This is a genomic window from Flavihumibacter solisilvae (assembly GCF_000814475.1).
In the GTDB taxonomy this organism is placed as follows: Bacteria; Bacteroidota; Bacteroidia; order Chitinophagales; family Chitinophagaceae; genus Flavihumibacter; species Flavihumibacter solisilvae.
In genome coordinates this window covers 30,103-55,770 of the sequence record NZ_JSVC01000021.1, presented here as the reverse complement: position 1 = coordinate 55,770, position 25,668 = coordinate 30,103, and the positions used below count along the sequence as shown (strand labels likewise).

Below are 25,668 nucleotides of genomic sequence, written 5' to 3'. Positions count from 1 at the left end.
AATCCCTTATTTGCCCTTGACCTTTTAACGAATTACAGTAGCTTTGCCCCCTCAATTATCATTAGAAAAAGTAATTCGTTATGGCAAATACATCGGATATCAGTCGTGGCCTTATCATCAAGCTCGACGGGAGTCTGTATAAAATCATTGAGTTCGGGGAGAACAAAACAGCACGCGCTGCAGCCAAGGTGTGGGCGAAGCTGAAAGGGGTTGACAACAACCGTTCCATTGAACAGACCTGGAACAGTGGTGATACCATTTATCCCATCCGCGTAGAGAGGAAAGCGTTCCAGTTTTTGTATAAAGATGACAGTGGCTACAACTTCATGGATAATGAGACCTTTGAACAGATCGTAGCCCAGGAAAGCCTGGTTGATGCTCCCCAGTTCCTGAAAGACGGCCAGGAAGTGTCTGTCCTGATTAACACGGAAACCGAGTCGCCAATGAGTATCGAACTTCCCGACAAGATCGTTCTCCTTGTCACTTACAGCGAGCCTGGCATGAAGGGTGATACGGCTACCCGTACGCTTAAGCCGGCAACAGTTGAAACCGGTGCTACCGTGATGGTTCCCCTGTTTGTTAACGAAGGTGAACTTATCCGGGTAAACACCAAGAGCGGTGAATACGTTGAACGCGTGAAAGAATAGTAATCTTCGGTTATTGAAGATAGTGTCCCCTCGGAAGAGGGGATTTTTTATTGTAGATTGCAGATAGAAGATTCTTATTCAATCTTTCCTATCTTAGCCGCCTAAATTGATCACCAACTGTAAATTCAGTACAATGGATTTCAAACAAATTCAGGAGTTGATCCGTCTGATCAACAAATCGAACATCGGTGAACTGACGATTGAAGAGAAAGGGTTTAAGGTTACGATTAAGCAAAAGCAAGACAACATCCAACAAGTGGTAGCAGCACCGGCCTACGCCCACCAGGCACCGGCCTTCCCTGCAGCACCTGCTCCCGCTCCAGCTGCGGCCCCGGCTTTACCGGCTGCTGACAGACCGAAAGCTGCTGAAACTGCTGCTGCATCCAACCTCATTACTATTAAAAGCCCCATGATCGGTACCTTTTACCGTCGTGCATCTCCCGATAAACCGGTTTTCGTGGAAGCAGGTGATGAAGTAGCACCTGGCAAAGTAGTATGTATCATTGAAGCAATGAAGCTGTTCAATGAAATTGAAAGTGAAGTAAAAGGCAGGGTTGTAAAAGTCCTTGTTGAGGATGCATCCCCCGTTGAATACGATCAGCCCCTTTTCCTGGTAGAACCTGCTTAATGTATTGCAATAGTCCACAGCACATGTTCCTTCATATGAAGGTGTATTGGCATGTGGACTATTACTTTTTAAAATCTGACAGACGATGTTTAAAAAAGTTTTGATCGCGAATCGCGGTGAAATTGCGCTCCGTGTCATAAGGACCTGTCGTGAGATGGGTATTAAGACCATAGCCGTTTATTCCACTGCCGATAAAGATAGCCTTCATGTGAAATTTGCTGACGAAGCAGTTTGTATTGGTCGTCCGCAGAGTTCTGATTCCTATTTGAATATACCTCACCTGATGGCCGCGGCAGAGATTACCAATGCCGACGCGATTCATCCGGGCTATGGTTTCCTGGCAGAAAACGCAAGGTTTGCGGAGATCTGCGGTGAACACAATATTAAGTTTATCGGACCCACTCCTGACCAGATCAGGTCTATGGGCGACAAAATGACCGCAAAGGAAACAATGATCCGGGCGGGAGTTCCTGTTATCCCAGGCAGCGAAGGATTGCTGGAAAGCCTTGACCAGGCACGTAATGTAGCCCGTGAAATGGGCTACCCCGTTATTATCAAGGCAACAGCCGGCGGTGGAGGCAAGGGGATGCGCGTGGTATGGAGCGATGAAGAAATTGAAAGGGCCTACAACACTGCCAAGGCTGAAGCACTGGCATCGTTCAAAAATGATGGCATTTACATGGAGAAGTTCGTTGAGGAACCTCGCCACATTGAAATCCAGATTGCCGGCGACCGTTATGGAAAGGTTTGCCACCTGAGTGAGCGCGACTGTTCCATTCAGCGCCGTCACCAGAAGCTTGTTGAAGAATCACCTTCTCCCTTTATGACCCCGGAACTCCGCCAGGCAATGGGCGAAGCGGCTAAAAAAGCAGCTGGAGCCATCGGTTATGAAAGTGTCGGAACAATTGAGTTCCTCGTTGATAAGCATCGCAACTTCTACTTCATGGAAATGAATACCCGGATACAGGTTGAACACTGTGTGACGGAAGAAGTGATCAATTTTGACCTGATCAAAGAACAGATCAAGATCGCGATGGGTGAACCGATCAGTGGCCGTGACTACGAACCGCAGATGCATGCCATCGAGTGCCGCATCAATGCTGAAGATCCTTATAATGATTTTCGCCCCAGCCCCGGCCGGATTACAACTCTTCACACTCCGGGAGGCCACGGCGTCCGGGTCGACAGCCACGTATATGCAGGTTATACCATTCCTCCTTATTACGATTCAATGATCGGTAAACTGATTACTATCGCCCGTACCCGCGACGAAGCGATCAATACGATGTATCGGGCATTGAGTGAGTATGTGATTGAAGGCGTGAAAACGACTATTCCATTCCACCTGCAACTCATGCAGAATGAAGATTTCAGGAACGGGAACTTTACAACCAAGTTCCTGGAGACCTTCAAGATGAAATAAGGAAGTAAAGGAAACAATATTGGAAGTGTGGTGCCACCGGCATCACACTTTTTTAATTTTTGCCCGCCCAGATCCCTTCGAGCAGCAACTCATTGAAATTCGCCAGCGATCTCAGCTTCAGGTCTGCTGCTCCCCAGCCGGCCTCATTGTATTGCTCGTGAAAGGGAACGACGACACATTTCATTTTTGCAGCTTTTGCAGCTATCATGCCGTTAAAGGAATCTTCGAAGCAGACACAATGAACCGGGGTGATATTTAGCGCCTCAGCACAGTTGAGATATACCTGCGGATGCGGTTTGCCGTATGCCAGCTCACCGGCTGAACTCATGGCATGCAGGTAAGGTCGGATGCCCAGTTTGTCAACGACTACTTCAATAAGTTTCATCGGTGATGAAGATGCCAGCCCGATGCGATAATTCTTCCTGATGAAGAAGTTCATGATATGGTCGGCTCCCGGCATCGGCTGACCGCCAAGCCGGATCTTCTCGATAGCGGATGCCTCAATGGCATTGATTGCTTCTGGTGCATGTACCAGGTCAACATTGAAATGGCGGAACCAATGGTTGATCCACTCGATCGTACGAAGCCCGGTACTTGAATGATACTGGCGAACACTCAATTGGATGCCAAACCTGGAAAGCGTTTCCATGCCGGCTTCCTGCCAGTAGGGCTCGGAGTCGATCAGCAACCCATCCATATCGAAAATGACAGCTTTCTGCAACATGCGCAAATATACGTCCGCACCTGCCAATAAACCATTGTATGTATCGGCAAATCACTATATTGCGGCATTGAATTTCCGCTCTAACTACAACCTTTGAATGCGCGAACTGATTGATCGATTGAAGCAGATACGGCTTGTCAGAAAACTGGTATATGCCATTGTAGGTGTGATTTCCTATCCCGGGTTGGTAATTATTAACAGGATCAGAATTACCGGAACTGAACATATTGAAAAACTTCCACGCAAGAATGTATTGTTCGTCAGTAACCACCAGACATACTTCGCAGACGTTATTACTTTCCTTCACATTTTCTGTGCTGTAAAATGGCGGAAAAGCAACAGGCTCGGCATACCTTACTATCTGCTGAATCCGTTCACAAATGTTCACTATGTTGCCGCAGAAGAGACAATGAGAGGAAGCTGGGTCAGCAAATTTTTTATACTGGCTGGAGGACTAACGGTAAAGCGCACCTGGCGACAGGGAGCCACCGAAGTGAGACGAGGTTTGGATCCTTCCGACACGAGAAAAATTGAAAGGGCCCTAAGCAACAGTTGGGTGATAACATTTCCACAGGGCACTACCAAACCGTTTGCTCCGGGCAGAAAGGGGACCGCACTGATCATCAAGAAGAATCGACCGATCGTAATACCAGTCGTAATCAATGGTTTCTGGCGCGCATTTACCAAACGCGGCCTGAGCTTTAAAAAGAAAGGTTCCCTTCTGACTGTAAATTTTAAGGAACCTCTCCATATCGATTATGATGCTCCCACAGAAGTGATCCTCGAACAGCTGATGGACTCTATAGAACAGAGCCGCAAATACATGATGAAAGTGCCGCATCTTGCTGCCACATTCCAGGCAAAACCCGAAAGTGCAAAAAGCTGATCCCGGTCCGGGAACCGGGTTTCCTTCTCATCTTACTGCACCTGGAACAATGCCTTGAGTTCTGTCGCATCATTCGGTTTCATTTTGCCACCCAGAATAAGGCGCAACTGCCTTCTACGTAAAGCACCTTCAAAAAGCTTCTGCTCGTCTTCTGTTTCCGGGGTAAGGGCAGGAACCGTACGTGGTTTGCGATTTGGATCAAGGGCAACAAAAGTATAATAGGCCTCATTGCTCTTGTATTTGTACTGGTGCGTCAGGTCTTCTCCCCAGACTTTCAGGTGTACCTCCATAGATGTATTGAACGACCTGGTAACTCTCGCTTCAATATGCACAACGTTTCCCAGCTTAATGGGGGATTCAAATGAGATATTGTCAACCGATGCGGTTACAACCGGCGCATTACAATGTTTACCGGCCGAAAGCGCTGCCGCAATATCCATCCAATACATTAATCTTCCACCCATCAGGTTGCCAAACAGGTTGGTATCGTTTGGAAGCACCAGTTCGGTCATTATTACTGAGCTCTCAGAAGGCTTTCGCTGTTCCATATTCGATTTTTAGAAGGTGCAAGCTACGTTATTAAACCGGATGCTTTAAACCCGGATGGCTTCGAGCCGGGAAAGATATTCGGGGTCAACATCTGCGCCAATACCGATCCCGTCCGGGAGTTCAACCAGGAACCCATTGTATCGTACCCCGTCAATCACCGGGTCCTCTTTATGTCCGAGCAGGCAGGTATCCATATCATAAAAGCGGATATTGTCAAAAGCAGTTGCAAAATGAGCGAAAGCGGTAAGTGCCACCCGGCTTTCCAGCATTCCTCCCATCATACAGGCGATACCATTTTGCTCACAAACTTCATTTACCGCTATAGCTTCAAGGATTCCGCCGCTTTTTGCGAACTTGATATTTACATAGCTGCAGCCCTTTGACCGGATTACCCTTGTTGCATCGTGCCGGTTATACACGCTTTCATCAGCCATTACGGGAACAGGAGACTGTATATTCAGATCAGGAAGGAGATGGTCATTATAGGTGCGCATCGGTTGTTCGCAAAACTGGATGTTGAAAGCGCCCATAGCGGAAAGCGCTTTCCGGGCACCTGCGGGGTCCCATCCCTGGTTGGCATCGATGCGAAGGGTGATCCCCGGCCCAACAGCTTCCCGGATCAGTTTCACCCTGCGGATGTCGGCATCCGGGTCTTTACCCAGTTTGATTTTTATGATCCGGACACCGCGTTCCCTGAATTCCACTGCCTGTGATGCCATAGCTTCCGGCTCACCGATGCCGATTGTAAGGTCTGTTTCCAGAGATTTCCTGGATGTTCCACCCAAAAACCGGTAGAGTGGCAGTCCGGCTGCCCTGGCCGCAATATCATAAAGGGCCATGTCGAACGCACTTTTTATTGTGGCATTGCCCGCGGTGAACCAGTGTAGTTCCTGCATCCGGGCAGGAATGTCTAGTGGGTCCTTGCCCTTCCAAAGCGCAGCAAAATCGCGGGCCATCACGAAACAGGTTGATTGCGTTTCCCCTACGATCATAGGAAAAGCCGAGCATTCCCCCACACCAGTGATGCCTTCGTCGGTATGAATGCGGATAAAGATATTCTGCGCAAACTCCATAGTACCGGTCGCAATGGTGAAAGGATGCATCGGTATACTATACCGGAAAATATCAATTGAAGTGATTTTCATATCGTGCCCGAAAGTAAGATTTTCGTGTTGACGCCTCATAGTTAAATCCTTTGGTATGTATTCGTTGATCAAAATCAGTGTTACGGTAAGTGATTGTGACTTTTTACTGTTTGCTCTTTACTTATCATTATTTTTGCGGCCAAAATTTGCCCGGAAATGGATGCTCTGCCAATGATCTCCTTTGACAATACCGAAAATGCTTTTGCCTATAAATCCGATAGTTCCCTGCGCAAAGCAAAACTCCTTTTCAGTACAATGGGTTACCAGGCGCTGGTAAAACTGGGAACCAGGATTACGCCATGGGCGATCCGTTCTGGACTACCGGTCAAGGGTATGATCAGGAACACAATCTTTGAACAGTTCGTCGGCGGCGAAACGCTGGAAGAAACCGCAGCAGTTGCCAAAAAGCTGGGCAATTTTCATGTACAGGTGATCCTTGATTATGGTGTAGAGGGTGGTGATTATGGCGAAGAAGGCCTTGATCATGCCTGCGAGGAGTTCATCCGGGTAATAAAATATGCCGCTACTCAGCCCAATATTCCCTTCATGAGCATTAAGGTTACCGGTCTCGCCCGTTTCGGGCTGCTGGAAAAGCTCGATAATGCAGCCCAGGCTAAAAGCGGGTTTGAAGGTAAGGTTCATACAGAAGTATTGAGCGCGGAAGAACTGAAAGAGTGGGACAGGGTGATCGAACGGATGCACCTGATCTGCAAAACCGCCGCGGCAGCAAATGTGGGCGTACTGATCGACGCAGAAGAAAGCTGGATCCAGGACCCCGTAGATGCCCTGACCATGCAAATGATGCAGGCCTACAACCAGGGCAAAGCCGTTGTTTACAATACGATCCAGCTTTATCGCCACGACCGGTTGCAATTCCTGAAAGACAGCTACCACGCAGCTGAACAGCAGGGCTTCCTCCTTGGAGCCAAACTGGTTCGCGGCGCTTACATGGAAAAGGAGAGAAAGCGTGCCGAAGAGCAGAACTATCCTTCACCCATTCAGCCGAACAAAGAAGCTACGGACCGGGATTATAACCTAGGGGTTGAATTCTCCATTGAACATCTCGATCGGATAGCCCTGATCGTGGCTTCGCATAATGAGCATAGTAACCTGTATGCGACAAAGCTGCTTCAGAAAAAAGGACTGCCGCTCAACCACGATCATATTCATTTTTCCCAACTGTATGGCATGAGCGATAACATCACTTTTAATCTTGCCAAGGCAGGCTGCCCCGTTAGTAAATATCTTCCTTTCGGCCCGATTGGCGACGTGGTTCCCTATCTCATGCGCAGGGCACAGGAAAACAGTTCTGTTGCTGGTCAGACCGGCCGGGAACTCGGACTTATTAAAAAAGAACTGCAAAGAAGGAAGTCCGCCTGAGTCTTCAAACATCCGGCCTGTAAGTTTTCCCCATCAGTTTAATTCTGGTATCATTATTGGTATTTTACCAATAGTGTCCCCGTTACTCCAACGTACACCATTATCCCTGATCCGTAGTTGAAATGAATGGTTTCGTAATTCCTCTCAATTTGTCTGGAATGATCTGAGTTTTACTTTAAACTGTCTCTTATGCTGCTGCTTTCGGTTTCGACCTACGAGGTCGGACGCTTCCTGCAAATCGCCGGCCTTATCAGCCTGCCCATAATTGTGATCACACTTTCTGTTGTTGCCTGGTTGCATTACCGCAAAAAGAAACTGGCGGCATTTGAATCAGAAACCATGGAGCCGGTATTTTGGATTGAACCACCCGGCGAGTCCACGGTATTAAAAATGAATGGGCCGGTGCGGGCGGACAATGGTTCGGCTATGCTTTACCAATGCACGCAAAAGTTGCATGCACAGCACCATTTATATGAAGCACTCCAGGAACGTTATAAGAAACTGCAGTATGAGTACGAGGTGGCAATGATGAGCAATGAAAAAACACTGATCCGCTATAACCAGTTAAGGGAAGAGAAAATGAACCAACAGCAGATGAAGGACAACCACAATGTAGTAGCGGAAAAGTTGCAGCAGGAGATTGATGAAAAGGAAGCGGAACTAAATGAAATGGAGATCATCATAAATGACTTACAGCACCGCATAACTGATCTCGAATCTGTAGAGATACCTGCGGTCAGACAGACGCTTCCACCAACACCAACTATAGAAAACCATATGACAACAGAAGAAAAATGCCTTCAGGACCTGCTTAACGAAAAACAGGCGCAGGTCGACTTCCTGCAACAGCAACTGAATATCCGCATCCGCAATTACCACGAAGCGGAGCAGCAACTCCAGTCCATCCGTGAACAGAATATTGCGGCTCTTCGCGACCTCGAACAACAACTTACAGCGGCAAACCACCAGTTGCAGAAAAAGAATGATGTGCTCCGGAACATTTTACAACAGGCTTCCGGTGAAGTCAACGAGGAGTTCCATGAAAAAAATGAGCCAGTGGTAACCCTTACAGCTATTTAAGCAATCAGCTGAACGATCTGCTCAAGGAATAATTTATCGGTTTCATCGAACTGGTCGAGTTCTGAGCTGTCAACATCCAGCACGCCGGCAACCTGTCCGTTCCTGAAGAATGGAACGACGATTTCCGACCTGGAAAGACTGCTGCATGCAATATGACCGGGGAATTTTTCCACGTCGGGAACGATGATGGTTTTTTCCTGTGCCCAGCTTGTACCGCAAACGCCGCGGCCTTTGCGGATGCGTGTGCAGGCTACAGGGCCCTGGAAGGGACCCAGCACCAGTTCGTTGTCCTTCACCAGGTAAAAGCCTATCCAAAACCAACCGAATTGTTCTTTCAGCGCAGCCGAAATATTCGCCAGGTTCGCGACCAGGTCGGGCTCTCCGTCCACGAGGGCCCGGATCTGGGGAATTACCGACTGGTATTGTTCTTCTTTGGTTCCCTTTATAATCTGTAAATCTTCTGCCATCCCCCAAAGATAGCTGCTTTGCTTTTGCACCAGGTAACAGGGCAATCTATCCACAAATTAATAACAGGCCTTTAGGTATTATCACCTGATAAAATGCTGTCAGGCAGCCTTTCCTTAACTTGCGTGCATGCAACAGTATCAGCAATTATTGCAATATATCCTGGACAACGGCACAGAGAAGTCAGATCGAACCGGCACCGGCACCATCAGTTGTTTTGGCTACCAGATGAGGTTTGATCTGCAGAAAGGGTTTCCTCTGGTTACAACAAAAAAGGTGCACCTGAAAAGCATCATCCATGAATTGCTTTGGTTTTTGAAAGGTTCAACCAATATCGCATACCTGAAAGAGAATGGCGTCTCAATCTGGGACGAGTGGGCTGATGAACAGGGCAACCTGGGGCCGGTTTACGGAAAACAATGGCGCAGCTGGGAAACAAGGGATGGCAGAACCATCGATCAGATCACCGATATTGTCAGCCAGCTGAAAAATAATCCCGATAGCAGGCGCATGATAGTAAGTGCCTGGAATGTTGCCGATCTTCCGGATATGGCGCTGATGCCTTGTCACACCATCTTCCAGTTTTATGTTGCAAACGGGAAACTCAGTTGCCAGCTCTACCAACGCTCGGCAGACGTATTCCTGGGAGTACCTTTCAATATTGCCTCTTATGCTTTGCTGACCCTGATGATGGCGCAGGTTACAGGGCTGCAACCAGGTGAATTCATTCACACTTTCGGTGATGTGCATATTTACAGCAACCATCTCGAACAGGTTAAACTGCAACTCGGAAGAACTCCTTTCCAGCTTCCGGAAATGAAAATTAATCCTGACGTAAAAGATCTCTTTTCGTTCCGGTTCGATGATTTTACCCTGGAGAACTATCAGAGCCACCCTGCTATTAAAGCACCTGTTGCAGTCTGATATTCATGTAAATTCATTTTTAGCCAATGACTCCACAGATAAATATTGTTGTAGCCGCAAGCGATAACCAGGTCATAGGAAAAGATAACCAGCTTGTATGGAATCTTCCGAATGACATGAAATTCTTCAAGAACACCACCTGGGGAATGCCTGTTATCATGGGAAGGAAAACATATGAAAGCCTCGGCAAACCATTGGCGGGCAGAACCAACATCGTCATTACTTCAAACCCCGGCTGGAAAGCTGATGGCGTAAAAGTTACCCATTCGATCGATGCGGCGTTAAAAGAAGCATTCTCCACTGATGCAAAATCAGTTTATATCATTGGAGGAGGCGAAATCTTCAAACAATCACTTTCCCGGACCGACCGCGTTTACCTGACACGCGTTCATGCCACCCTCGACGGTGATGCATTCTTTCCTGTGCTGCCGGAGAGTGAATGGAAACTGCATTCCCGGCTTGATTTTGAGCCTGACGAAAAACACCAGTACGCATATAGTTTTGAAATCTGGGACCGGGTTGCAGGAGGGCCGGACCGAACCTGAGTTTTACCATGGATAGTCGACCCTACAATTCTATCGGACTCCTCGTCCGCTACCTCTCCTATATCCTGACCGCGGGAAATGGTAAAGGTCATGGTATTCATTCTCCATTCGTATATGCTTTCATCCGTGATTTGCTGAACGATAAACGGAAATACTATGCATTCGACAGGGTTGAGTCACTGAGGCAAACATTGCTGCATGATCAAACTGCCATACCTGTAACAGACCTGGGGGCGGGGTCCGGCCGGGATAACGGAGCCAGCAGGAAACTTTCTCATATCGCTGCACACGCGGCAAAGGGAGCTAAACTCGGGCAGTTGCTTTTTCGTACCGTCAATTATTTTCATCCCGCGGTAATAATAGAACTGGGAACATCACTTGGAATTTCCACAGCCTACCTGGCATCAGCGAATTCCGGTGCCAAAGTGTACAGTATAGAAGGGTCGCCGGCAATAGCAGCACAAGCTGCGAAAAATTTCGCAACGCTCGGACTGCAGAATATCGAGACCCTGGCTGCAGACTTTGATTCGGCATTGCCCCGGTTGCTCAACAAACTTCCGGGTTTTGACCTGGCATATGTCGACGGCAATCACCGGTATGAGCCCACAATCCGCTATTTCAATCAACTGGTAACGAAAACTCATGCTGACAGTGTTATCATCCTGGATGATATTCATTGGAGCGGTGAAATGGAAAAGGCATGGGAGGAGATCAAAAATCATCCTTCGGTAACCTGTACCATTGACCTGTTTTTCCTTGGCTACGTTTTTTTTCGGCCCGAATTCAAAGTGCGACAGCATTTCACGATCCGCTACTGATAATTACTTCTCTCACGTGTTCTACTATCCGCAATATCACTTAAATTGTTCCTGAATCAATACCATTCAAATGATCATTGGTGTATTGAAAGAGCCATCCTTTGAATCCCGCGTTTCATTATTGCCGGAAGCAGTTGCTGCGCTTACCAAAAAAGGACATGAACTATGGGTGGAAAAAGGTGCTGGTGCACTTTCATTTTCAACTGATGAACAATACCGGCAGGCGGGGGCATCGTTGATGGACCGTGACCAGGTGCTCAAAGCCAAGGTAATTCTTGCCATGCACGCACCAGCAGGAGGATCACTGACACCCGGTACAGTACTTATCGGCATTTTTCAACCACTTTACCAGTTCCGTCTTATCCAGGAATGGGCCGCTGCAGGATTAACAGTCTTCAGTATGGACATGCTTCCGAGGACTACCCGCGCACAGAGTATGGACGTGCTGAGTTCGCAGGCCAATATTGCCGGTTACAAAGCAGTATTGCTGGCTGCGAATACCTATTCCCGTTACCTGCCTATGTTTATGACCGCCGCCGGTAGTATAGCTCCGGCAAAATTCCTGATTCTTGGTGCAGGGGTAGCGGGACTGCAGGCTATTGCTACAGCACGACGACTCGGTGCTGTTGTAGAAGTATTTGATACACGTCCTGCAGTTAAAGAAGAAGTGATGAGCCTTGGAGCAAAATTCATAGAAGTGGAAGGTGCGGCCGATGCATCTTCAGCGGGAGGCTACGCAGTTGAACAGGATGCTGCTTTCCAGGCAAAGCAGCAGCAGCGGATAGCCGAAAGTATAACACGTGCGGATATTGTTATTACAACTGCACAAATTCCAGGTAAGCCCGCACCGAAACTGATCACCAACGCTATGGTCAACAGCATGCGTCCCGGGTCAGTGATTGTTGACCTGGCTGCCTCAACCGGTGGGAATACCAGTCTTACCAAAGACAATGAAGTACTGGTGCATGATGGTGTCACTATTATCGGTAACTCCAATCTTTCCGCAGGTATGCCATCCGACGCAAGTAAATTATATGGAAAGAACCTGCAGAATTTCCTGCAGCTGATCACCGGTAAAGACGCAGTGCTCGACCTCAATTGGGAAGATGACCTGGTAAAGGGAACCTGCATCTGCTATGACCGTGAAATTATAAACGACAGGGTTAAAGCACTGACCACATAATTGATCATTTTAATTGTCCTTTATGCAAACCATTCTTGAAAAGATCTCACTGCACCAGGACTACATTTATATCGTTATCCTGATGATCTTCCTTGGGATCGAAGTTATTGGCAGGGTTCCGAGCGTACTGCATACCCCGCTGATGAGCGGCGCCAACGCAATTCATGGTGTCGTAATAATCGGCGCTATAATCGTGATGGGAAAAGCGGAACAGGATAATTATCTCGCGCTGGCGTTGGGCTTTATTGCTGTCATATTGGGAACACTGAATGTGGTTGGCGGATTTGTGGTCACAGACAGGATGCTGGAAATGTTCCGGCAAAAAAAACACTGATATTCATTTGACAAATAAAACTTACCACTTTGTCTTTTTCCCTTCTCACCATAAGTTACCTGATCGCTTCAGTAACATTCATCATTGGATTGAAAATGTTGTCGCATCCCGCGTCGGCACGCAGGGGAAACCTGATCGCCGCTGCAGGAATGGCTGTTGCGATCGCGGCAACAATTTTCCTTTACCGGGATGAAGACGGCCTTGGCCTGCGAAACTACGGTTGGATCTTTGGCGGACTTTTTATTGGCAGTATCGTAGGGACCCTGGCTGCCAGGAAGGTGAAGATGACCGCCATGCCCGAAATGGTGAGTCTCTTCAATGGAATGGGGGGAGCCTGCGCAGCTTTAATTTCCATCATTGAATTCAATCACCTTGCATCACGCATCCACCGGTCGGCTGAAATACTTCCTTCCGATATTTTCCCGCCATCAGCAGATTACAACCAATGGGTAAGCGAAGCCATAATTATACTCGCTGGCCTCATTATCGGTTCAGTGTCGTTTGCGGGAAGCATTATTGCGTGGGGGAAATTAAACGGCAAGATCCGCGACCTCGCGTTCCGGGGACAGCATGTGTTCAACCTCTCCCTTCTCGTTGTAATTGTGCTGCTGGCAGCGTGGTTATGTTCGGTGTATCAAAATGCAAACCTCCCGGTATTTTACCTGGTTTTCCTGTTATCCCTGCTTTACGGGGTATTTTTTGTGTTGCCCATTGGCGGTGCGGATATGCCGGTTGTGATCTCGCTGCTGAATTCTTTTACCGGTGTTGCCGCTGCCTGTGGAGGATTCCTGTACAATAACAAAGCAATGCTTACCGGGGGTATCTTAGTTGGAGCAGCTGGTACCTTGCTTACCATCCTCATGTGTAAGGCCATGAACCGTTCGCTTAAGAATGTGCTGATCGGGTCATTTGGTGGTGGTTCGCAATCGAAGCATGCAGCGTCGCCGCAGGGGTCGTTCCGGGAGATCAATCTGGCGGATGCTGCCGTTCTCCTCAGTTATGCAAATAAAGTAATGATAGTACCGGGGTATGGACTTGCAGTTGCCCAGGCCCAGCATGCCTGTCATGAACTGGAAAAATTGCTTGCTTCGAAAGGGGTGGAAGTTAAGTACGCCATTCACCCGGTTGCGGGCCGGATGCCCGGACACATGAATGTACTGCTTGCAGAAGCAGACGTGGACTATGAACACTTACTGGAAATGGAACAGGCTAATGAGCAGTTTCCAACTACCGATGTGGTACTGGTGCTGGGCGCCAATGACGTGGTAAACCCTGCGGCTAAAACTGATCCAGCTTCGCCCATTTACGGTATGCCCATTCTCGATGTGGAAGCAGCCAAAGCCTGTATAGTCAATAAGAGAAGTATGAAGCCCGGTTATGCGGGAATTGAAAACGACCTGTTCTTCCGTCCACGAACTTCCATGCTATTCGGCGATGCAAAAAAAGTGTTGCAGGATCTGACCGCAGAAATTAAGAATCTCTAATGCCTTAATTTTGCCAGTTCATCATCCGCTTCAATTTTGCCTATCAGTTCTGAAATCGTTAACGCAATTTCAAATGCACCCGGCTTCGACGAAAAATCATTTCGGGAGATCCATGAAAATGGCTCACAGGTTGTTTCAGTGAGGATTAATCCTTCCAAGTCCCCGGATAAAACAGCTTTAAGTTTTGACCTGGCTGCAAAAGTGCCCTGGAGCAGTTACGGCTATTACCTGGCAGAAAGGCCCATCTTTACCTTTGATCCTTTGTTACATGCTGGTGCTTTTTATGTCCAGGAAGCCAGCAGTATGTTCCTGGAGCAGGCGATGCGCCAACACCTTCAACCTGGCCAGCCGGTTGCCGCACTCGATCTTTGTGCCGCCCCGGGGGGGAAGTCGACCCATATCCAATCGCTGCTGCCCGAAGGCAGTGTGCTCGTAAGTAATGAAGTAATTCGCAGCCGCGTTACCATCCTTGAAGAAAATTTAGTGAAATGGGGCGCAGGCAATGTCGTGATTACGAATAGCGATCCGCGGGACTTTTCAGCTATGCCTGGTTTGTTCGACCTCATGGTTATTGACGCCCCATGCAGCGGCAGTGGCATGTTCAGGCGTGATCCGGCTTCAATGGACGGATGGAGCACTGACCTTGTCACACTTTGCAGTGAAAGGCAACAGCGGATCCTGGCTGATGCATGGCCAGCCCTGAAAGAAGGCGGTCTGCTCATTTACTCGACCTGTTCCTATTCAGTCGAAGAAAACGAAAGAGTTGCCGACTGGATTACAGAAACCCTGGGTGCCGAATCGCTGGGTGTTGAGGCGGACCCAGAATGGAATATTGTTCCCAGCAGGAGCGATCGGACCGGAGCAGCCGGTTATCGGTTTTACCCCGACAGACTCAAAGGGGAAGGGTTTTACCTGGCGGTCTTCCGGAAGACCGCTGTATCAGGTCATCCCGGGAGGATCTCAGGAAAACCAAAATGGGAAAAAGTTCCGAAGCTGGTCCGCGCAGGTATGCAGCCCTGGCTCGAAAATGATAACCTGGAATTTATTTCCATAAGTGACAATATAATTGCCCTTTCCGAACCTGTTGCCAGGATGCTCCCGTACATACAGCACCTGTATATCCGAAGTGCAGGAATTTCCATCGGTAAATGGGCTAAGACAGAACTGGTGCCAGCTCACCACCTGGCAATGAGTAATCTTCTTTCAGGTTCCATACCCGCAATAGAACTGGATAAAAATGCAGCCCTTCAATACCTGAGAAGGGAGGAAATACCTGCTTCCGGACCGGTCAGGGGGTGGTCACTCGTGAAATATTGCGGACATTCGCTGGGATGGATTAAAAACCTGGGAAACCGGGCCAATAATTACTATCCGAAAGAATGGAGGATCCTGAGGTCCGCTTAACTGGTTTTTGGCTCCAAGTTTGCCGGGAATGCCGCATATTTGCAACGAGTAAAATTCATTTCCTTATGGTACAAAGGCCGATTCTGTGGATACTTTTTTTAATGGTGTGGAGTGCTGGTTACGCCCAGTCGGATCTGCAGGTGCAGGGTAAAACGCCCACATTGTATCTTACTCATAAAGTTCAGCCCAAAGAAACCTGGTACAGCCTGGGAAGGCTGTACAATATAAGTCCGAAAGAAATCGCTCCGTTCAACAGTACCGATATCAATAAAGGACTATCTATTGGCCAGGCAATCAAAATCCCGCTGGTGCCAGCAAACTTTTCGCAGGATGACAACAAGGCCGGCGATGAAGTTTTTGTTCCTGTAAGATATAAAGTTAAAGAAGGGGAGTGGATGTTCAGGGTGAGTGCGAACAATAATAAAGTGCCTCTTGAACAACTGGAAAAATGGAATAACCTGAACAGGAACCAGGTCAAAGCTGGAATGGAACTGGTTGTAGGCTACCTGAAAGTGAAAAAGGACCAGTCTGCACTTGCTGGAAAATCTGCAGCAGATATTGCAACATCTCCAAAAGCTCCTGCGGAAGTGCCAAGGGAAACCAAACCAATTGTTGCGGTGGCTGACAACAAACCGGCAGATGAGAAGCCTGCCCAGGCCCCGGTTTTCAGAAATGCCGACGTAACTCCGGCGAATTCCGGTACCTCTGTCGCTGTGGTCGATTATAAAGGCGGATATTTCCGTTCGCAGTATGAGAATGCGGGCAAATCTACCCGCGGAATTGCCAATATCTTCCGTAGTACCAGCGGATGGAACGATGGAAAATATTATGCATTAATGGATAATGTTCCCGTGGGAACCATTGTACTGGTCAGCAACTCGGCTACTAACAAGGCTGTTTATGCGAAAGTGCTTGGCAATCTTTCTGATATAAAGGAGAACGCTGGACTGGCGATAAGAATCAGTAACGCTGCAGCAGCTGAACTTGGCGCTGGTGAAAATAAATTTAATGCAGAAGTGAAATACTAAAAAATACAAGGAAGTAAAAAGCCCCGGGTCTTACCGGGGCTTTTTTTATGCTGTATACATTTTGAAATTACGGCTTCAATTCGAGATGTAAAGTGTCAACCTTTGTGGTTTGTCCAAGTGTAACAGGTACATCCAGGGTTGCTGTCTTGAAAGTGTCCAAAGAGGGATAGTAATGGAAGGAATAGTTTCCCTGCGGAATATCCCTGAACATATAACGGCCACTGTCAGTGTATGTAGAGGCGATCGTGTCTGTGCCGAGAAGCGCATAAATTGTGGTGTTAACGGAATCCGGTGCCACAAATCCTTCCACAATACCACCCGACGGTACGAAAGAAAGCACCCTGATCACAGGCTTCAGGAGGAATTTTCCACTGTTGCCAGCCTCAACTATTGATTTGGCGGCATCGAAATCAAGGATCAACCGGTAAAGCACGCCTCCTGTGAGATCACTATGCACCTGTACTTTCAGTCCTGATTGTTGTGCGCTTGGGGTAGTAAGCATTTGTTTTGAACCATCTGCCATTATCAGGTAGTTGTTATCTCCAAGTATCAGCCTGAGTTGGGAAAGTTTACCCGATGGGATTGTCGCATCTGCGAGCAGGGTATCTTTTCCGTCTGTCAGTTTCAGGAGGTCATAGGTACCCGGGTAAATATGTGGCAATGACGACCATTTGGAGCTGTCGCCGTAATTGATCTGAATATCCCGGATATCTACCCAGACCTCCTTTACATCCGGATTTGGTGCATCCGTGAGCCGGATCTGGAGCCTTGCTTCATCGGGACCGGAATTGTTTTCACTGCAGGCCGCAAAAAAGAAAAGGCAACAGGAACTTAAAAGGCCTAGCAGAAAATGATTTGTTTTCATAATTGGGTTCTTTAGGTCAGTCATTATTCAAATTCCGTTCCTAAGTTTCGATTCGTATACAATTTTCGCTCAACGGGCACCGTGACCTACAAAATATCCTGATTTGAAAATGAAATTCAATCTGTTATTAATGCGCCAAATAGTTAATAACTATTCGGTCTTCGGTTATGGGGGCCGTTATCCGGTTTTTTCTTTATTTTAAGATCGCCCAAATAAAATTCCGTTATGAAGCATTTGTTTACAATCCTGGTTTGTCTACCGTTGATTCTGTCTGCGCAATCCACTCAAAAGCCGGTGTTACATGGCAGACATTGGATGGCAATTACAGGCAAGCCGTTGGCCGCAACTGCCGGTGCTGCCATTTTTCAGAAAGGTGGTAATGCAGTTGATGCTTCCTGCGCGATGCTCGCTGCCACCTGCACCATGTGGGATGTGCTTAGCTGGGGAGGCGAAACACAGGCACTCATTTATCACCCTAAACTGAAGAAAGTAATCGGGATAAATGCATTGGGTGTTGCACCTACCGGGGCGACTCCTGAATTTTTCACTTCGAAAGGAATGAAGTTTCCTCCTGAATATGGTGCACTGGCTGCAGTTACTCCGGGTACCCCGGGTGGACTCTGTACCATGCTTGCTGAATACGGGACCATGAGCCTGGAAGAAGTACTGAGGCCCGCAATGGAACTTGCCGACGGCTATCCCATTGAAGCGCAGACGGCAAATAGCATCGAACGCGAAAAGAACCGAATTAAAGAATGGCCATATTCCAGGTCCGTTTTCCTCACACACCCTGGAGAAAAAAGGGAAGCGCCCACCGCTGGTGAGATCTTTCGCCAGGCAGAACTGCTGGCAACACTTAAGAAGCTTGTTGAAACTGAAAGAGAGGCATTGAAAAAGGGCAAAAGCCGTAAGGAAGCAATTTATGCGGCAAATGACCGGTTTTATAAAGGAGATATCGCTGCCGAATTTGTCAGGGGTTGCCAGGAGCAGGGTGGACTTATAACAACTAAGGATCTTGCCGACTGGAAAGTGCGTATTGAAGAGCCACTTCACGTCAATTATAAAGGCATCGAAGTGTATAAGCTTTCACAGTGGACACAAGGCCCGATGATGCTGCAGGCCCTGAATATCCTGGAACAGTTTGACCTGAAAAGCATGGGATATAATTCTGCGAGATATATTCATACGGTTTACCAGGCAATGAATATGGCGTTTGCTGATCGCGACTTTTATTACGGCGACCCCTACTTTCCTCCTGCAGAGCCGATCCGGGGATTGCTTTCAAAAGAATATGCAAAGAAGAGAGCTGAAACCATGAATCCTGATAAAAATGATCCGGCCGTTCTTCCTGGTGATCCGTATCCATTTGAGAACGGCAGTAATCCTTTTATCCGGGATCTCGAAAAACGCATTGCAAAGGAAAACTCTACTGCTTCCATTGATCAGCAGTATCTCGACCAGGTATGGCGTGGCACAACTTCAGTGGAAGCGGCGGACAAAGACGGTTGGGTGGTATCCATTACACCAAGCGGTGGCTGGGTGCCGGCATGCATCGCCGGTAGAACGGGGATAGGTATGAGCCAGCGGATGCAAAGCTTCGTTTGCGATTCATCACTTAACCCATACAATGTTGTTGCTCCCGGCAAGAGACCGCGTGTGACCCTTACCCCGACACTTGCATTAAAGGACGGGAAGCCCTTTTTATCCTTTGCAGTTCAGGGAGGAGACACGCAGGACCAGAACCTGTTGCAATTCTTCCTGAATATGGTTGAATTTGGAATGAACGTGCAGGAAGCTGCTGAAGCACCAAATTTCAATACATACCAATTTTGGCTGTCGTTGGGTGACCAGGACCGCAAGCCTAAACCAGGCCAGCTGCTTCTGCAATCCGAAACTCCGGCCTGGATCAGGAAAGAGCTGATCCAAAGAGGATACAAGCTACGTTTCGAAGACCGGACATCCGGCCCCATAAACGCAATTTGGTTCGACTGGCAACATAATAGCTTCTGGGGTGGATCCAGCAATCATGGTGAAGATTACGGGATTGGGTGGTAAGCGCGAAAGTGGCGTTATTAATGATGGTTATTGCCTGATTTGATCTTTTCAGCTTTTACCCAGCCAATACGGATGGCAAAGAGCACCAGTCCGACGCGACTTTTTACCTGTAGTTTTTCGAACAACGCTTCGCGGTAGCCGTCGATAGTCCGTTCACTGAGCTTCATCGTTGTGGCGATTTCCTTGTAGGTCATCTCCGATGCGGCGTGACGGATGAATTCCATTTCCCGTTCGGTGAGCTTTATCACCTGCTCCGGCGACTTTTCTTCTTTATGTATGGTGTGAATCAGTTTGCCGGTCACGAAATCGGAATAATAAAATCCCCTTTCAATGATTTCAGTCATGGCCCGGTGTAATTCCGCCTGGGTGCAGTCTTTCAGCAGGTAACCCCTGCAGCCTGAACGGATCATCTGGATCACAGATGTCTCATCATCGTTCATGCTTAACGCGAGTAATTTTATCAGTGGGTAGTCGGCGGACAGTTCACGGGCTGTTGCCACGCCATTCAGTACGGGCATATTGATGTCAAGGATGGCAATGTCCGGCTGGTTTGCGCCGGAGGCCAGCGCGTCGATCAGGATCCGGCCATTGTTTGCCAGCAGTGTTACTTCAAATCCGGGTATATCGTTAATGAGATGGGAAAGCGATTCAGCAATAAGCCTGTGGTCGTCAGCAATGGCCACTGAGTACTTCCGGGATGGTTGGTTAGCTGGCATTTTGAGCAGATTTAGGGAGGGTGATCAGAATGTTTGTTCCTTTTCCGGGTATGCTTTTGATCTGCAGGTCAGCTCCCACCAGGGCAGCTCTTTTTTGCAGGTTTCGCAATCCCGAGCCCGCATCTGCAATATTACGACTTGTTGCTTCCACCTGGTCAAATCCTTTCCCATTGTCGTTAATTGCCAGTAAAAACACATTGACGGTATAGATCATACTCAGCTCGATGCGAGTAGCCGAAGCATGCTTCAGGATATTGTTCAGGATCTCCTGCACCATCCGGTAAATCACGATCTCTTTTTTGGCGTCGATGGCGAAGTCCTCACCTTCGGTAGTGAATTCACAGGCGATCATGGCGCTCTGCTGAATTCGCTGTAATTCAAAACGGATCGACTCGCGTAGTCCATATGAGGTAAGCATATCCGTATTCAGGCCCTTCGAAAGCATCCGGATATAACGGATTACATCACCCAGTATATGATTGGTATCGTGGATGCGCTTCAGTTGTGGACTGTCATCCATTTCCTTTTCCAGGATATTGAGGTTTATCCGGGCCACACTCAGTAACTGGCCCATGTTGTCATGGATCTCCTGGCTGATATCGCGCAGCGTCTGGTCGCGGCTTTCAATCTGTGTGGTAAGCACTTCCTTTTCATAAGCTTCCCTGAGCAATTCCTGCTCCCTCATTTGCCGTAGCCTTTTTCGCTGGCTGGAAAAGATGAAATACACGACAAAGCCACTTAGTGCCAGCATAATGATCACGGATCCCGCAAGGGAAAAAATGATCTCGACTCTTGTAGCATCATCCGGCATATCAGGTTTCGGCCTTTTGCTTCTGAAGAATAAAGTTTATGATGAATGAACTGTAAAAAAGCCATTCACTGACGATCAGGATAGGGACAAGTGCTTTCTGACCTTCGCCCTCGATAAAGTTATAAATCCCCAGGCTCAGGAAGGACGAAATCGAATTGATCAGGATGCCCATGGCTATCCAGAAAGAATGATGATAAATGGTTTCTTTCCAGTTATGGTTTTCAAAAAGGAAGGCAACGTAAAACAGGACCTGCAGGATGAGCAGTACGCTGATAATAATGATTACTAAAGTGTTCAGTTGTCGATCAGGATGCTGAAAATATATGGCGTTTATCAGGGCGATGATCCAGGTCACAGGTATGCTGATTAAGAAAGTCTTTCTTAGCCTGCCCATTTCGCCGGAAAGCGCCAAAGTCAGCAAGGCATAGTATAACGGGCGGAATACATGATAGTAAGGGTAGTTATTGCACAGCAGGCGCGCCATTGAAATATCCAGTATTTCCCCCGCAAAAGCCACAAGCAGGAAGTACCAGAAATGATGGTTCGTCGTCGTGAGCACCTTTTCCCGCGTATACCCGGCCGCGATGCCTACAGAAATTATTCCCAGTTTGATATACGTACTCACCAGCAGGTCCATAAGGTTCCAGGTAATTTAAGATTTTATTAGCGGCATTGTGTCGGACATGGGTAATATACAATAAAAGTGCTTGTCGCGGGAGGATTTGCCGGGGCGGAACTCTTGTATTCCATCGTTCCTTCTTTGGTGCCGTAGATCAGGAAGACGGGAGTTAGGTTAGTTGAATACTTGCCGTAGTATATGGAAAATCCGGTGAGGCCTTCAGTCTTCCGCAGTTCATCAATAACTTTGATGGGAATGAACATGCCATCACGGAATGCGTTTTTAAAAGCCTTGTCTTCCGCGAAATTTTTCTGCAGGATGTTTGCTGAGTCCTGGCTTATTTCCCGGTAAAAGTATTGTCCGTCCTGGGTTTGCGCTTTTGAGGACTTACATGCGACAAAAGCAGTTGCAATAAAAAATACCAGCATCAAATGTTTCATGGTCTTTGGTTTATAGATTAAAGATAAATTTATATAGCAACAAAAAGCCAGGGTGACTTGACAATCCCCTGGTGTGGTCAGAAGTAAGCACATCTACTACGATACCTCGTTTAGTCCTTTCTCTTTATTTTTTCGTGTTGTTGTTTTTTCCGGTACAGCACAATCACCATCGTCACGAGGGTAAGCGCTGCCATGCTCAACATCAGCCAGGGCAATGTGTGAAGCGAGAGTTCAAGCAACCTTTTCATAAGTCGACAATTTATAAGATGAGAGCCGGTAAGGCTGTGGCGTCATGTGACAACCACAACCATGACCGACCGAACCTGATTTCAATGTGAAAGTAAATATGACGGCGGTCATGGGAAAGGGTATAATCCACCGGTAGAAAGGGGAAAAATCCCGTATAGGTGACCGTTATAGTTTCGGAACAAAAGCTTATGTAAATTGGAAGTATTAGAAAAAAGCCTGGCCTGCTATTAGCAGGCCAGGGTTAAAACAGGAGTATGCTGCATTGCTCGTCCTGGTAAGTTTTTTCCAGTGGTTTCAGCGACAGATACCCGGATAAGGAATGGCTTAATGGTTATTCGATCTGGTTACATCCAGCACAGTAAAAATAGTCCATCTCCGATTTCGCCATAAAGGGTGTTATACACGGGAAAGGGGGGTGTTTTTCCCGTCCGGCTGTTAAATTTTTTCCATCCAGTCGCTGATCTGCTCTAACCGCTTCAATTCCCGGATACGATCTGCAGAGTGTTCAAACATGTACGATTTTACTGCATCGTTGTCTGCAGAAATATAATACAGGTTGATATACACATCCTGTTGGATCAATAGCCTGTTACCGTGCGCGTCTATAAGTTGTTGTGGTGTCTTTGTTGAATGAAGCCTGATATCAAACCGGTGATTGAGTATAGAAAACAGGCTTTCGTTATCCTGCTGGTTGAAAACATAGAATACATGTTCTACCAGGAACAGTTCTTTTTTGAAAAAGTGGAAGTAAGTTTTTACTTCATTGTTCAGGAAATTAGTAATGAACAGGTAACTCGATAATACATTGTGTGTGCCGTGATGCAGAACAGCATCAGGTTTACCAAGTTTCTTTCTTACCACATCAGGGTTGGAGCCGAAATCAATTCCATGTGAACGAATAGTTGAACTAACAGGGATTGAGGTTCGGTGACTTTCACTCTGAGAAAGGATGGAACTGATGCGATGAATGTTGGAGTTGCCTGTTGACTGAAAATCGTTGGCCTGATCATAGCCATAGAAGCCATTGTTTCTGGATAGGATGGATTTTAGGATTCTCATGGCACCAAAATAAAAGAAAAAATCCCGCCGAAATTTTTTACAGCGGGATTTTTTTTTATTGTTCTATCTCGGAAATTTTATTGTTTTCTTCACCTTTCAGATACGTCGGAAGATTTAGTCCTGCCATATTAAAAAGATCATTCAAGGGAGGAACGGTTTTCATCATTCCACTTACAAAGTTGGCTGTGGAAGTATTACCATCACCAGAAGCGTTGTCCCACACCGTTATCTTGTCGATCTTGATGTTTTTCACAGCTTCAACCTGTGTTTTTACGAGCTCCGGAAGCTTTTCGATTAGTAATAATTGGAATGCTTTATTCGGATCTCCACCTGCGGCTTTTACTACCTTCTCATAACCTTCTGCCTGCTTGGTCAGTATTTGAAGCAGACCTTTTGCTTCCGCTTCCATTTTTGCATAGATCGCATCTGCTTCACCTTTGGCATTCTCTCTTATTCTTTCCGCTTCGGCCTGCGCTTCAATTATCGCCTTCTGTTTAGCAATCTCTGCAGGCACGACGATGTTTGCGATCTGCGTTGACCTTTCCCTTTCAGAACGGGCGAGCTCGGCCTTTTGCTCGGCCTGGTATGCTTCTTCCATTGCACGTGCCTGCTGCACTTTTTCAGCTGTTACGGCCAGTCGCAAAGCTTCGGCTTCTTTTTCCCGTCTCGCAGCTTCTGAGTTTGCAATAGAGATCTTCGCAGCATTTTCACCGGTTACGGCAATGGCATTTGCTTCTGCCGTTTTTACCCTTGTATCACGGGCAGCTTCTGCCTTTCCGATTGATTCATCTTTTGCCGCACTTGCAATACTTACTTCACGGTCTTTCTGGGTAATGGCGATCTGTACATCTCTTTCCCTTAGTGTTTCTGCGATCTGTACATCTCTTTGCTTTTGTGTAGATGCGATCTGGATATCTTTTTCCCGATCAGCTACTGCCTTACCAGTTTCACCGATCTTCTCCTGTTCTGCCACGGAGATCTTTGCTTCGTTGATTGCTTTCGCTGCTGCTTCTTTTCCAAGCGCTTCAATATAGCCTGACTCATCTTTAATGTCGGTAACGTTTACGTTGATCAGTTTAAGACCGATCTTTTTCAATTCCGTATCCACATTCTTCGAGATGTTATCAAGGAACTTATCCCTGTCCGAGTTGATCTCTTCAATGGTCATAGTGGCGATCACCAGCCTCAGCTGTCCAAAGAGAATGTCTTTAGACAATTCCTGGATCTGCTCCGGTGCGAGGCCGAGCAATCTTTCTGCAGCATTGTTCATGCTATCCGGGTCTGTTGAAATGGCAATCGTAAACCGGCAGGGAACATCCACCCGGATGTTCTGGCGACTAAGTGCATTGGTGAGGTTGGCTTCGATCGAGATCGGCTTCAGGTCCAGGTATGCATAATCCTGGATTACCGGCCAGATAAAAGCACCCCCGCCATGGATACACCTGGCAGATGCGCCACCTGTTCTTCCATAAATAACAAGGATCTTGTCAGACGGACATCTTTTGTAACGGGAGAGGAGGGCGGACAGGGTAATAAATACCACTACCACCGCGATGGCAATGAGAATAACTGGAGACATTGTTTCAGATTTTAGCTACGAGTAGTAAATTTTTGCTTTCCACTTTTTGTATGCGGACCATTGACCCGGTTGGTATCCGAACATCGTCGGTTATGGCATCGAGCTCATGGAAAGAGCCTTTTATACTGATATGTACTTTCCCTTTTCCACTGCGGTTTTCAGGAATAGCCAGGTAGACTTCTGCAGTGTGGTCAATTGTTGATTCAAGCGAAAAAGTATTGTCTTCGGCTAGCTTGTGCACCTGGCCGATAAGAAAGAAGAAAATCAGGACAAACAAAATGCCTGTTATGATCGCCAGGCTGTATACGATCAGCTTGCTGCTGAAGATCGGGTAAAAGACAATTCCTGCCCAACTGAATCCCAGCAAAAAGTTGATAAGGTTCCTGAAGGAAAATAACTGGAACGGATGGTCGCTGCCTGATAAATCACTGTCAAAGTCAGCGGCAGTGCCATCTCCTGAATCAAGTCCGGTGAAAGTAAGAATGCTTTGAACCACGAAAACAAGGCTGCTGCCTATTGCCAAATACCAAAGTATCTTATGTGCCTGTTCCAGGTCCTGTAGGAAATCAAACATAGGTCGGGTTTATTCGGGTTACTCGGGTTAACAGGTAGCCAAAATATCTAAATT

General features: G+C 47.3%; 28 protein-coding genes. 15 read left to right on the top strand and 13 right to left on the bottom strand.

The genetic code is table 11. The annotated features are described in order from the left end of the window. The first annotated feature begins 80 nt into the window (after positions 1-80). The 3 genes from efp to accC all read left to right on the top strand — a co-directional run bounded on the left by efp (position 81) and on the right by accC (position 2,698). Positions 81-647, top strand: a complete 567-nt coding sequence (efp, locus tag OI18_RS18145) for an elongation factor P (protein WP_039142430.1) — start codon at positions 81-83, stop codon at positions 645-647. 133 nt (positions 648-780) lie between these two features. Next, positions 781-1,275: an acetyl-CoA carboxylase biotin carboxyl carrier protein gene (gene accB / locus OI18_RS18140; protein ID WP_039142429.1), complete on the top strand. Its 495-nt coding sequence runs from the start codon at positions 781-783 to the stop codon at positions 1,273-1,275. An 85-nt stretch (positions 1,276-1,360) separates the two neighbouring features. Further along, a complete protein-coding gene (gene accC / locus OI18_RS18135; protein ID WP_039142427.1) occupies positions 1,361-2,698 on the top strand; it encodes an acetyl-CoA carboxylase biotin carboxylase subunit in 1,338 nt (445 codons plus the stop codon). Between the two features lie 52 nt (positions 2,699-2,750). Here accC and hxpB read toward each other — a convergent pair whose 3' ends face one another. Next, the gene (hxpB, locus tag OI18_RS18130; protein WP_039142425.1) at positions 2,751-3,422 is read right to left on the bottom strand and encodes a hexitol phosphatase HxpB; all 672 of its coding nucleotides are present in this window, start codon (positions 3,420-3,422) and stop codon (positions 2,751-2,753) included. Between the two features lie 97 nt (positions 3,423-3,519). Between hxpB and OI18_RS18125 the strand changes: the two genes are divergently transcribed. Next, the gene (locus tag OI18_RS18125; RefSeq protein WP_052273365.1) at positions 3,520-4,308 is read left to right on the top strand and encodes a lysophospholipid acyltransferase family protein; all 789 of its coding nucleotides are present in this window, start codon (positions 3,520-3,522) and stop codon (positions 4,306-4,308) included. 32 nt (positions 4,309-4,340) lie between these two features. Here OI18_RS18125 and OI18_RS18120 read toward each other — a convergent pair whose 3' ends face one another. Together OI18_RS18120 and OI18_RS18115 are read right to left on the bottom strand one after the other, a co-directional pair. Next, positions 4,341-4,856: an acyl-CoA thioesterase gene (locus OI18_RS18120; protein ID WP_039142423.1), complete on the bottom strand. Its 516-nt coding sequence runs from the start codon at positions 4,854-4,856 to the stop codon at positions 4,341-4,343. Between the two features lie 45 nt (positions 4,857-4,901). Next, positions 4,902-6,041, bottom strand: coding sequence for a mandelate racemase/muconate lactonizing enzyme family protein (locus tag OI18_RS18115; RefSeq protein ID WP_240312793.1), 1,140 nt, complete (start codon positions 6,039-6,041; stop codon positions 4,902-4,904). A 117-nt stretch (positions 6,042-6,158) separates the two neighbouring features. Here OI18_RS18115 and OI18_RS18110 point away from each other — a divergent pair, with 117 nt between their 5' ends. Beyond that, positions 6,159-7,382, top strand: a complete 1,224-nt coding sequence (locus OI18_RS18110; RefSeq protein WP_039142422.1) for a proline dehydrogenase family protein — start codon at positions 6,159-6,161, stop codon at positions 7,380-7,382. 189 nt (positions 7,383-7,571) lie between these two features. Then, positions 7,572-8,462, top strand: coding sequence for a hypothetical protein (locus tag OI18_RS18105; RefSeq protein WP_039142420.1), 891 nt, complete (start codon positions 7,572-7,574; stop codon positions 8,460-8,462). Here the strand turns inward: OI18_RS18105 and OI18_RS18100 are convergent. After that, the gene (locus OI18_RS18100) at positions 8,459-8,929 is read right to left on the bottom strand and encodes a GAF domain-containing protein (protein ID WP_039142418.1); all 471 of its coding nucleotides are present in this window, start codon (positions 8,927-8,929) and stop codon (positions 8,459-8,461) included. The two genes, OI18_RS18105 and OI18_RS18100, sit on opposite strands and share 4 nt — an antisense overlap. 127 nt (positions 8,930-9,056) lie before the next feature. Between OI18_RS18100 and OI18_RS18095 the strand changes: the two genes are divergently transcribed. The 8 genes from OI18_RS18095 (at position 9,057) to OI18_RS18060 (ending at position 16,647) form a co-directional block, all read left to right on the top strand. Continuing rightward, positions 9,057-9,851, top strand: a complete 795-nt coding sequence (locus OI18_RS18095; protein ID WP_039142416.1) for a thymidylate synthase — start codon at positions 9,057-9,059, stop codon at positions 9,849-9,851. Between the two features lie 26 nt (positions 9,852-9,877). Continuing rightward, positions 9,878-10,396: a dihydrofolate reductase gene (locus OI18_RS18090; RefSeq protein ID WP_039142415.1), complete on the top strand. Its 519-nt coding sequence runs from the start codon at positions 9,878-9,880 to the stop codon at positions 10,394-10,396. An 8-nt stretch (positions 10,397-10,404) separates the two neighbouring features. Continuing rightward, positions 10,405-11,214, top strand: coding sequence for an O-methyltransferase (locus OI18_RS18085; protein WP_039142413.1), 810 nt, complete (start codon positions 10,405-10,407; stop codon positions 11,212-11,214). Positions 11,215-11,284: 70 nt separating this feature from the next. Then, positions 11,285-12,397, top strand: coding sequence for a Re/Si-specific NAD(P)(+) transhydrogenase subunit alpha (locus OI18_RS18080; RefSeq protein ID WP_039142411.1), 1,113 nt, complete (start codon positions 11,285-11,287; stop codon positions 12,395-12,397). A gap of 22 nt (positions 12,398-12,419) precedes the next feature. Continuing rightward, on the top strand, positions 12,420-12,731 hold the full coding sequence (locus OI18_RS18075) for an NAD(P) transhydrogenase subunit alpha part 2 (RefSeq protein WP_039142409.1): 312 nt from the start codon (positions 12,420-12,422) through the stop codon (positions 12,729-12,731). A 29-nt stretch (positions 12,732-12,760) separates the two neighbouring features. After that, entirely contained in the window at positions 12,761-14,215 is a 1,455-nt protein-coding gene (locus OI18_RS18070; protein WP_039142407.1) for an NAD(P)(+) transhydrogenase (Re/Si-specific) subunit beta, read from the top strand. A 36-nt stretch (positions 14,216-14,251) separates the two neighbouring features. Then, complete coding sequence (locus OI18_RS18065) at positions 14,252-15,619, top strand: methyltransferase RsmF C-terminal domain-like protein (protein ID WP_039142405.1); 1,368 nt, start codon at positions 14,252-14,254, stop codon at positions 15,617-15,619. Between the two features lie 101 nt (positions 15,620-15,720). Continuing rightward, the gene (locus OI18_RS18060; protein ID WP_039142404.1) at positions 15,721-16,647 is read left to right on the top strand and encodes a lytic transglycosylase; all 927 of its coding nucleotides are present in this window, start codon (positions 15,721-15,723) and stop codon (positions 16,645-16,647) included. Between the two features lie 67 nt (positions 16,648-16,714). On the opposite strand, the gene OI18_RS18055 is transcribed toward OI18_RS18060, so the two are convergent. Then, positions 16,715-17,512, bottom strand: a complete 798-nt coding sequence (locus OI18_RS18055; protein ID WP_039142650.1) for a DUF4382 domain-containing protein — start codon at positions 17,510-17,512, stop codon at positions 16,715-16,717. A gap of 225 nt (positions 17,513-17,737) precedes the next feature. On the opposite strand from OI18_RS18055, the gene OI18_RS18050 reads away from it, so the two are divergent. Beyond that, positions 17,738-19,567 (top strand): gamma-glutamyltransferase family protein, encoded by a 1,830-nt coding sequence (locus OI18_RS18050; RefSeq protein WP_039142402.1) that lies wholly within the window; start codon positions 17,738-17,740, stop codon positions 19,565-19,567. A 17-nt stretch (positions 19,568-19,584) separates the two neighbouring features. Here OI18_RS18050 and OI18_RS18045 read toward each other — a convergent pair whose 3' ends face one another. From OI18_RS18045 to OI18_RS18015, 8 genes are all read right to left on the bottom strand, one after another. Then, the gene (locus tag OI18_RS18045) at positions 19,585-20,283 is read right to left on the bottom strand and encodes a response regulator transcription factor (RefSeq protein ID WP_052273364.1); all 699 of its coding nucleotides are present in this window, start codon (positions 20,281-20,283) and stop codon (positions 19,585-19,587) included. Further along, positions 20,273-21,094, bottom strand: coding sequence for a sensor histidine kinase (locus OI18_RS18040; RefSeq protein ID WP_039142400.1), 822 nt, complete (start codon positions 21,092-21,094; stop codon positions 20,273-20,275). Before OI18_RS18040 ends, OI18_RS18045 begins: the two co-directional genes overlap by 11 nt. Before the next feature lies 1 nt (position 21,095). Continuing rightward, positions 21,096-21,731 carry a hypothetical protein gene (locus OI18_RS18035; RefSeq protein ID WP_039142398.1) on the bottom strand — a complete coding sequence of 212 codons (636 nt, stop codon included), beginning with the start codon at positions 21,729-21,731 and terminating at the stop codon, positions 21,096-21,098. A 26-nt stretch (positions 21,732-21,757) separates the two neighbouring features. Next, positions 21,758-22,153: a hypothetical protein gene (locus tag OI18_RS18030; protein WP_039142396.1), complete on the bottom strand. Its 396-nt coding sequence runs from the start codon at positions 22,151-22,153 to the stop codon at positions 21,758-21,760. 110 nt (positions 22,154-22,263) lie between these two features. Then, positions 22,264-22,401, bottom strand: coding sequence for a hypothetical protein (locus OI18_RS24720; RefSeq protein WP_160290258.1), 138 nt, complete (start codon positions 22,399-22,401; stop codon positions 22,264-22,266). A 436-nt stretch (positions 22,402-22,837) separates the two neighbouring features. After that, complete coding sequence (locus OI18_RS18025; protein WP_039142395.1) at positions 22,838-23,461, bottom strand: hypothetical protein; 624 nt, start codon at positions 23,459-23,461, stop codon at positions 22,838-22,840. A gap of 55 nt (positions 23,462-23,516) precedes the next feature. Next, on the bottom strand, positions 23,517-25,040 hold the full coding sequence (locus OI18_RS18020) for a flotillin family protein (protein WP_039142394.1): 1,524 nt from the start codon (positions 25,038-25,040) through the stop codon (positions 23,517-23,519). Between the two features lie 4 nt (positions 25,041-25,044). Then, positions 25,045-25,614: an NfeD family protein gene (locus OI18_RS18015; protein ID WP_039142393.1), complete on the bottom strand. Its 570-nt coding sequence runs from the start codon at positions 25,612-25,614 to the stop codon at positions 25,045-25,047. Positions 25,615-25,668: the final 54 nt, after the last annotated feature.

Coding starts and splice junctions, on each gene's coding strand:
- efp (WP_039142430.1), top strand. CDS start 81: ATGGCAAATACATCGGATATCAGTCGTGGCCTTATCATCAAGCTCGAC.
- accB (WP_039142429.1), top strand. CDS start 781: ATGGATTTCAAACAAATTCAGGAGTTGATCCGTCTGATCAACAAATCG.
- accC (WP_039142427.1), top strand. CDS start 1,361: ATGTTTAAAAAAGTTTTGATCGCGAATCGCGGTGAAATTGCGCTCCGT.
- hxpB (WP_039142425.1), bottom strand. CDS start 3,422: ATGTTGCAGAAAGCTGTCATTTTCGATATGGATGGGTTGCTGATCGAC.
- OI18_RS18125 (WP_052273365.1), top strand. CDS start 3,520: ATGCGCGAACTGATTGATCGATTGAAGCAGATACGGCTTGTCAGAAAA.
- OI18_RS18120 (WP_039142423.1), bottom strand. CDS start 4,856: ATGGAACAGCGAAAGCCTTCTGAGAGCTCAGTAATAATGACCGAACTG.
- OI18_RS18115 (WP_240312793.1), bottom strand. CDS start 6,041: ATGAGGCGTCAACACGAAAATCTTACTTTCGGGCACGATATGAAAATC.
- OI18_RS18110 (WP_039142422.1), top strand. CDS start 6,159: ATGGATGCTCTGCCAATGATCTCCTTTGACAATACCGAAAATGCTTTT.
- OI18_RS18105 (WP_039142420.1), top strand. CDS start 7,572: ATGCTGCTGCTTTCGGTTTCGACCTACGAGGTCGGACGCTTCCTGCAA.
- OI18_RS18100 (WP_039142418.1), bottom strand. CDS start 8,929: ATGGCAGAAGATTTACAGATTATAAAGGGAACCAAAGAAGAACAATAC.
- OI18_RS18095 (WP_039142416.1), top strand. CDS start 9,057: ATGCAACAGTATCAGCAATTATTGCAATATATCCTGGACAACGGCACA.
- OI18_RS18090 (WP_039142415.1), top strand. CDS start 9,878: ATGACTCCACAGATAAATATTGTTGTAGCCGCAAGCGATAACCAGGTC.
- OI18_RS18085 (WP_039142413.1), top strand. CDS start 10,405: ATGGATAGTCGACCCTACAATTCTATCGGACTCCTCGTCCGCTACCTC.
- OI18_RS18080 (WP_039142411.1), top strand. CDS start 11,285: ATGATCATTGGTGTATTGAAAGAGCCATCCTTTGAATCCCGCGTTTCA.
- OI18_RS18075 (WP_039142409.1), top strand. CDS start 12,420: ATGCAAACCATTCTTGAAAAGATCTCACTGCACCAGGACTACATTTAT.
- OI18_RS18060 (WP_039142404.1), top strand. CDS start 15,721: ATGGTGTGGAGTGCTGGTTACGCCCAGTCGGATCTGCAGGTGCAGGGT.
- OI18_RS18055 (WP_039142650.1), bottom strand. CDS start 17,512: ATGAAAACAAATCATTTTCTGCTAGGCCTTTTAAGTTCCTGTTGCCTT.
- OI18_RS18050 (WP_039142402.1), top strand. CDS start 17,738: ATGAAGCATTTGTTTACAATCCTGGTTTGTCTACCGTTGATTCTGTCT.
- OI18_RS18045 (WP_052273364.1), bottom strand. CDS start 20,283: ATGCCAGCTAACCAACCATCCCGGAAGTACTCAGTGGCCATTGCTGAC.
- OI18_RS18040 (WP_039142400.1), bottom strand. CDS start 21,094: ATGCCGGATGATGCTACAAGAGTCGAGATCATTTTTTCCCTTGCGGGA.
- OI18_RS18035 (WP_039142398.1), bottom strand. CDS start 21,731: ATGGACCTGCTGGTGAGTACGTATATCAAACTGGGAATAATTTCTGTA.
- OI18_RS18030 (WP_039142396.1), bottom strand. CDS start 22,153: ATGAAACATTTGATGCTGGTATTTTTTATTGCAACTGCTTTTGTCGCA.
- OI18_RS24720 (WP_160290258.1), bottom strand. CDS start 22,401: ATGAAAAGGTTGCTTGAACTCTCGCTTCACACATTGCCCTGGCTGATG.
- OI18_RS18025 (WP_039142395.1), bottom strand. CDS start 23,461: ATGAGAATCCTAAAATCCATCCTATCCAGAAACAATGGCTTCTATGGC.
- OI18_RS18020 (WP_039142394.1), bottom strand. CDS start 25,040: ATGTCTCCAGTTATTCTCATTGCCATCGCGGTGGTAGTGGTATTTATT.
- OI18_RS18015 (WP_039142393.1), bottom strand. CDS start 25,614: ATGTTTGATTTCCTACAGGACCTGGAACAGGCACATAAGATACTTTGG.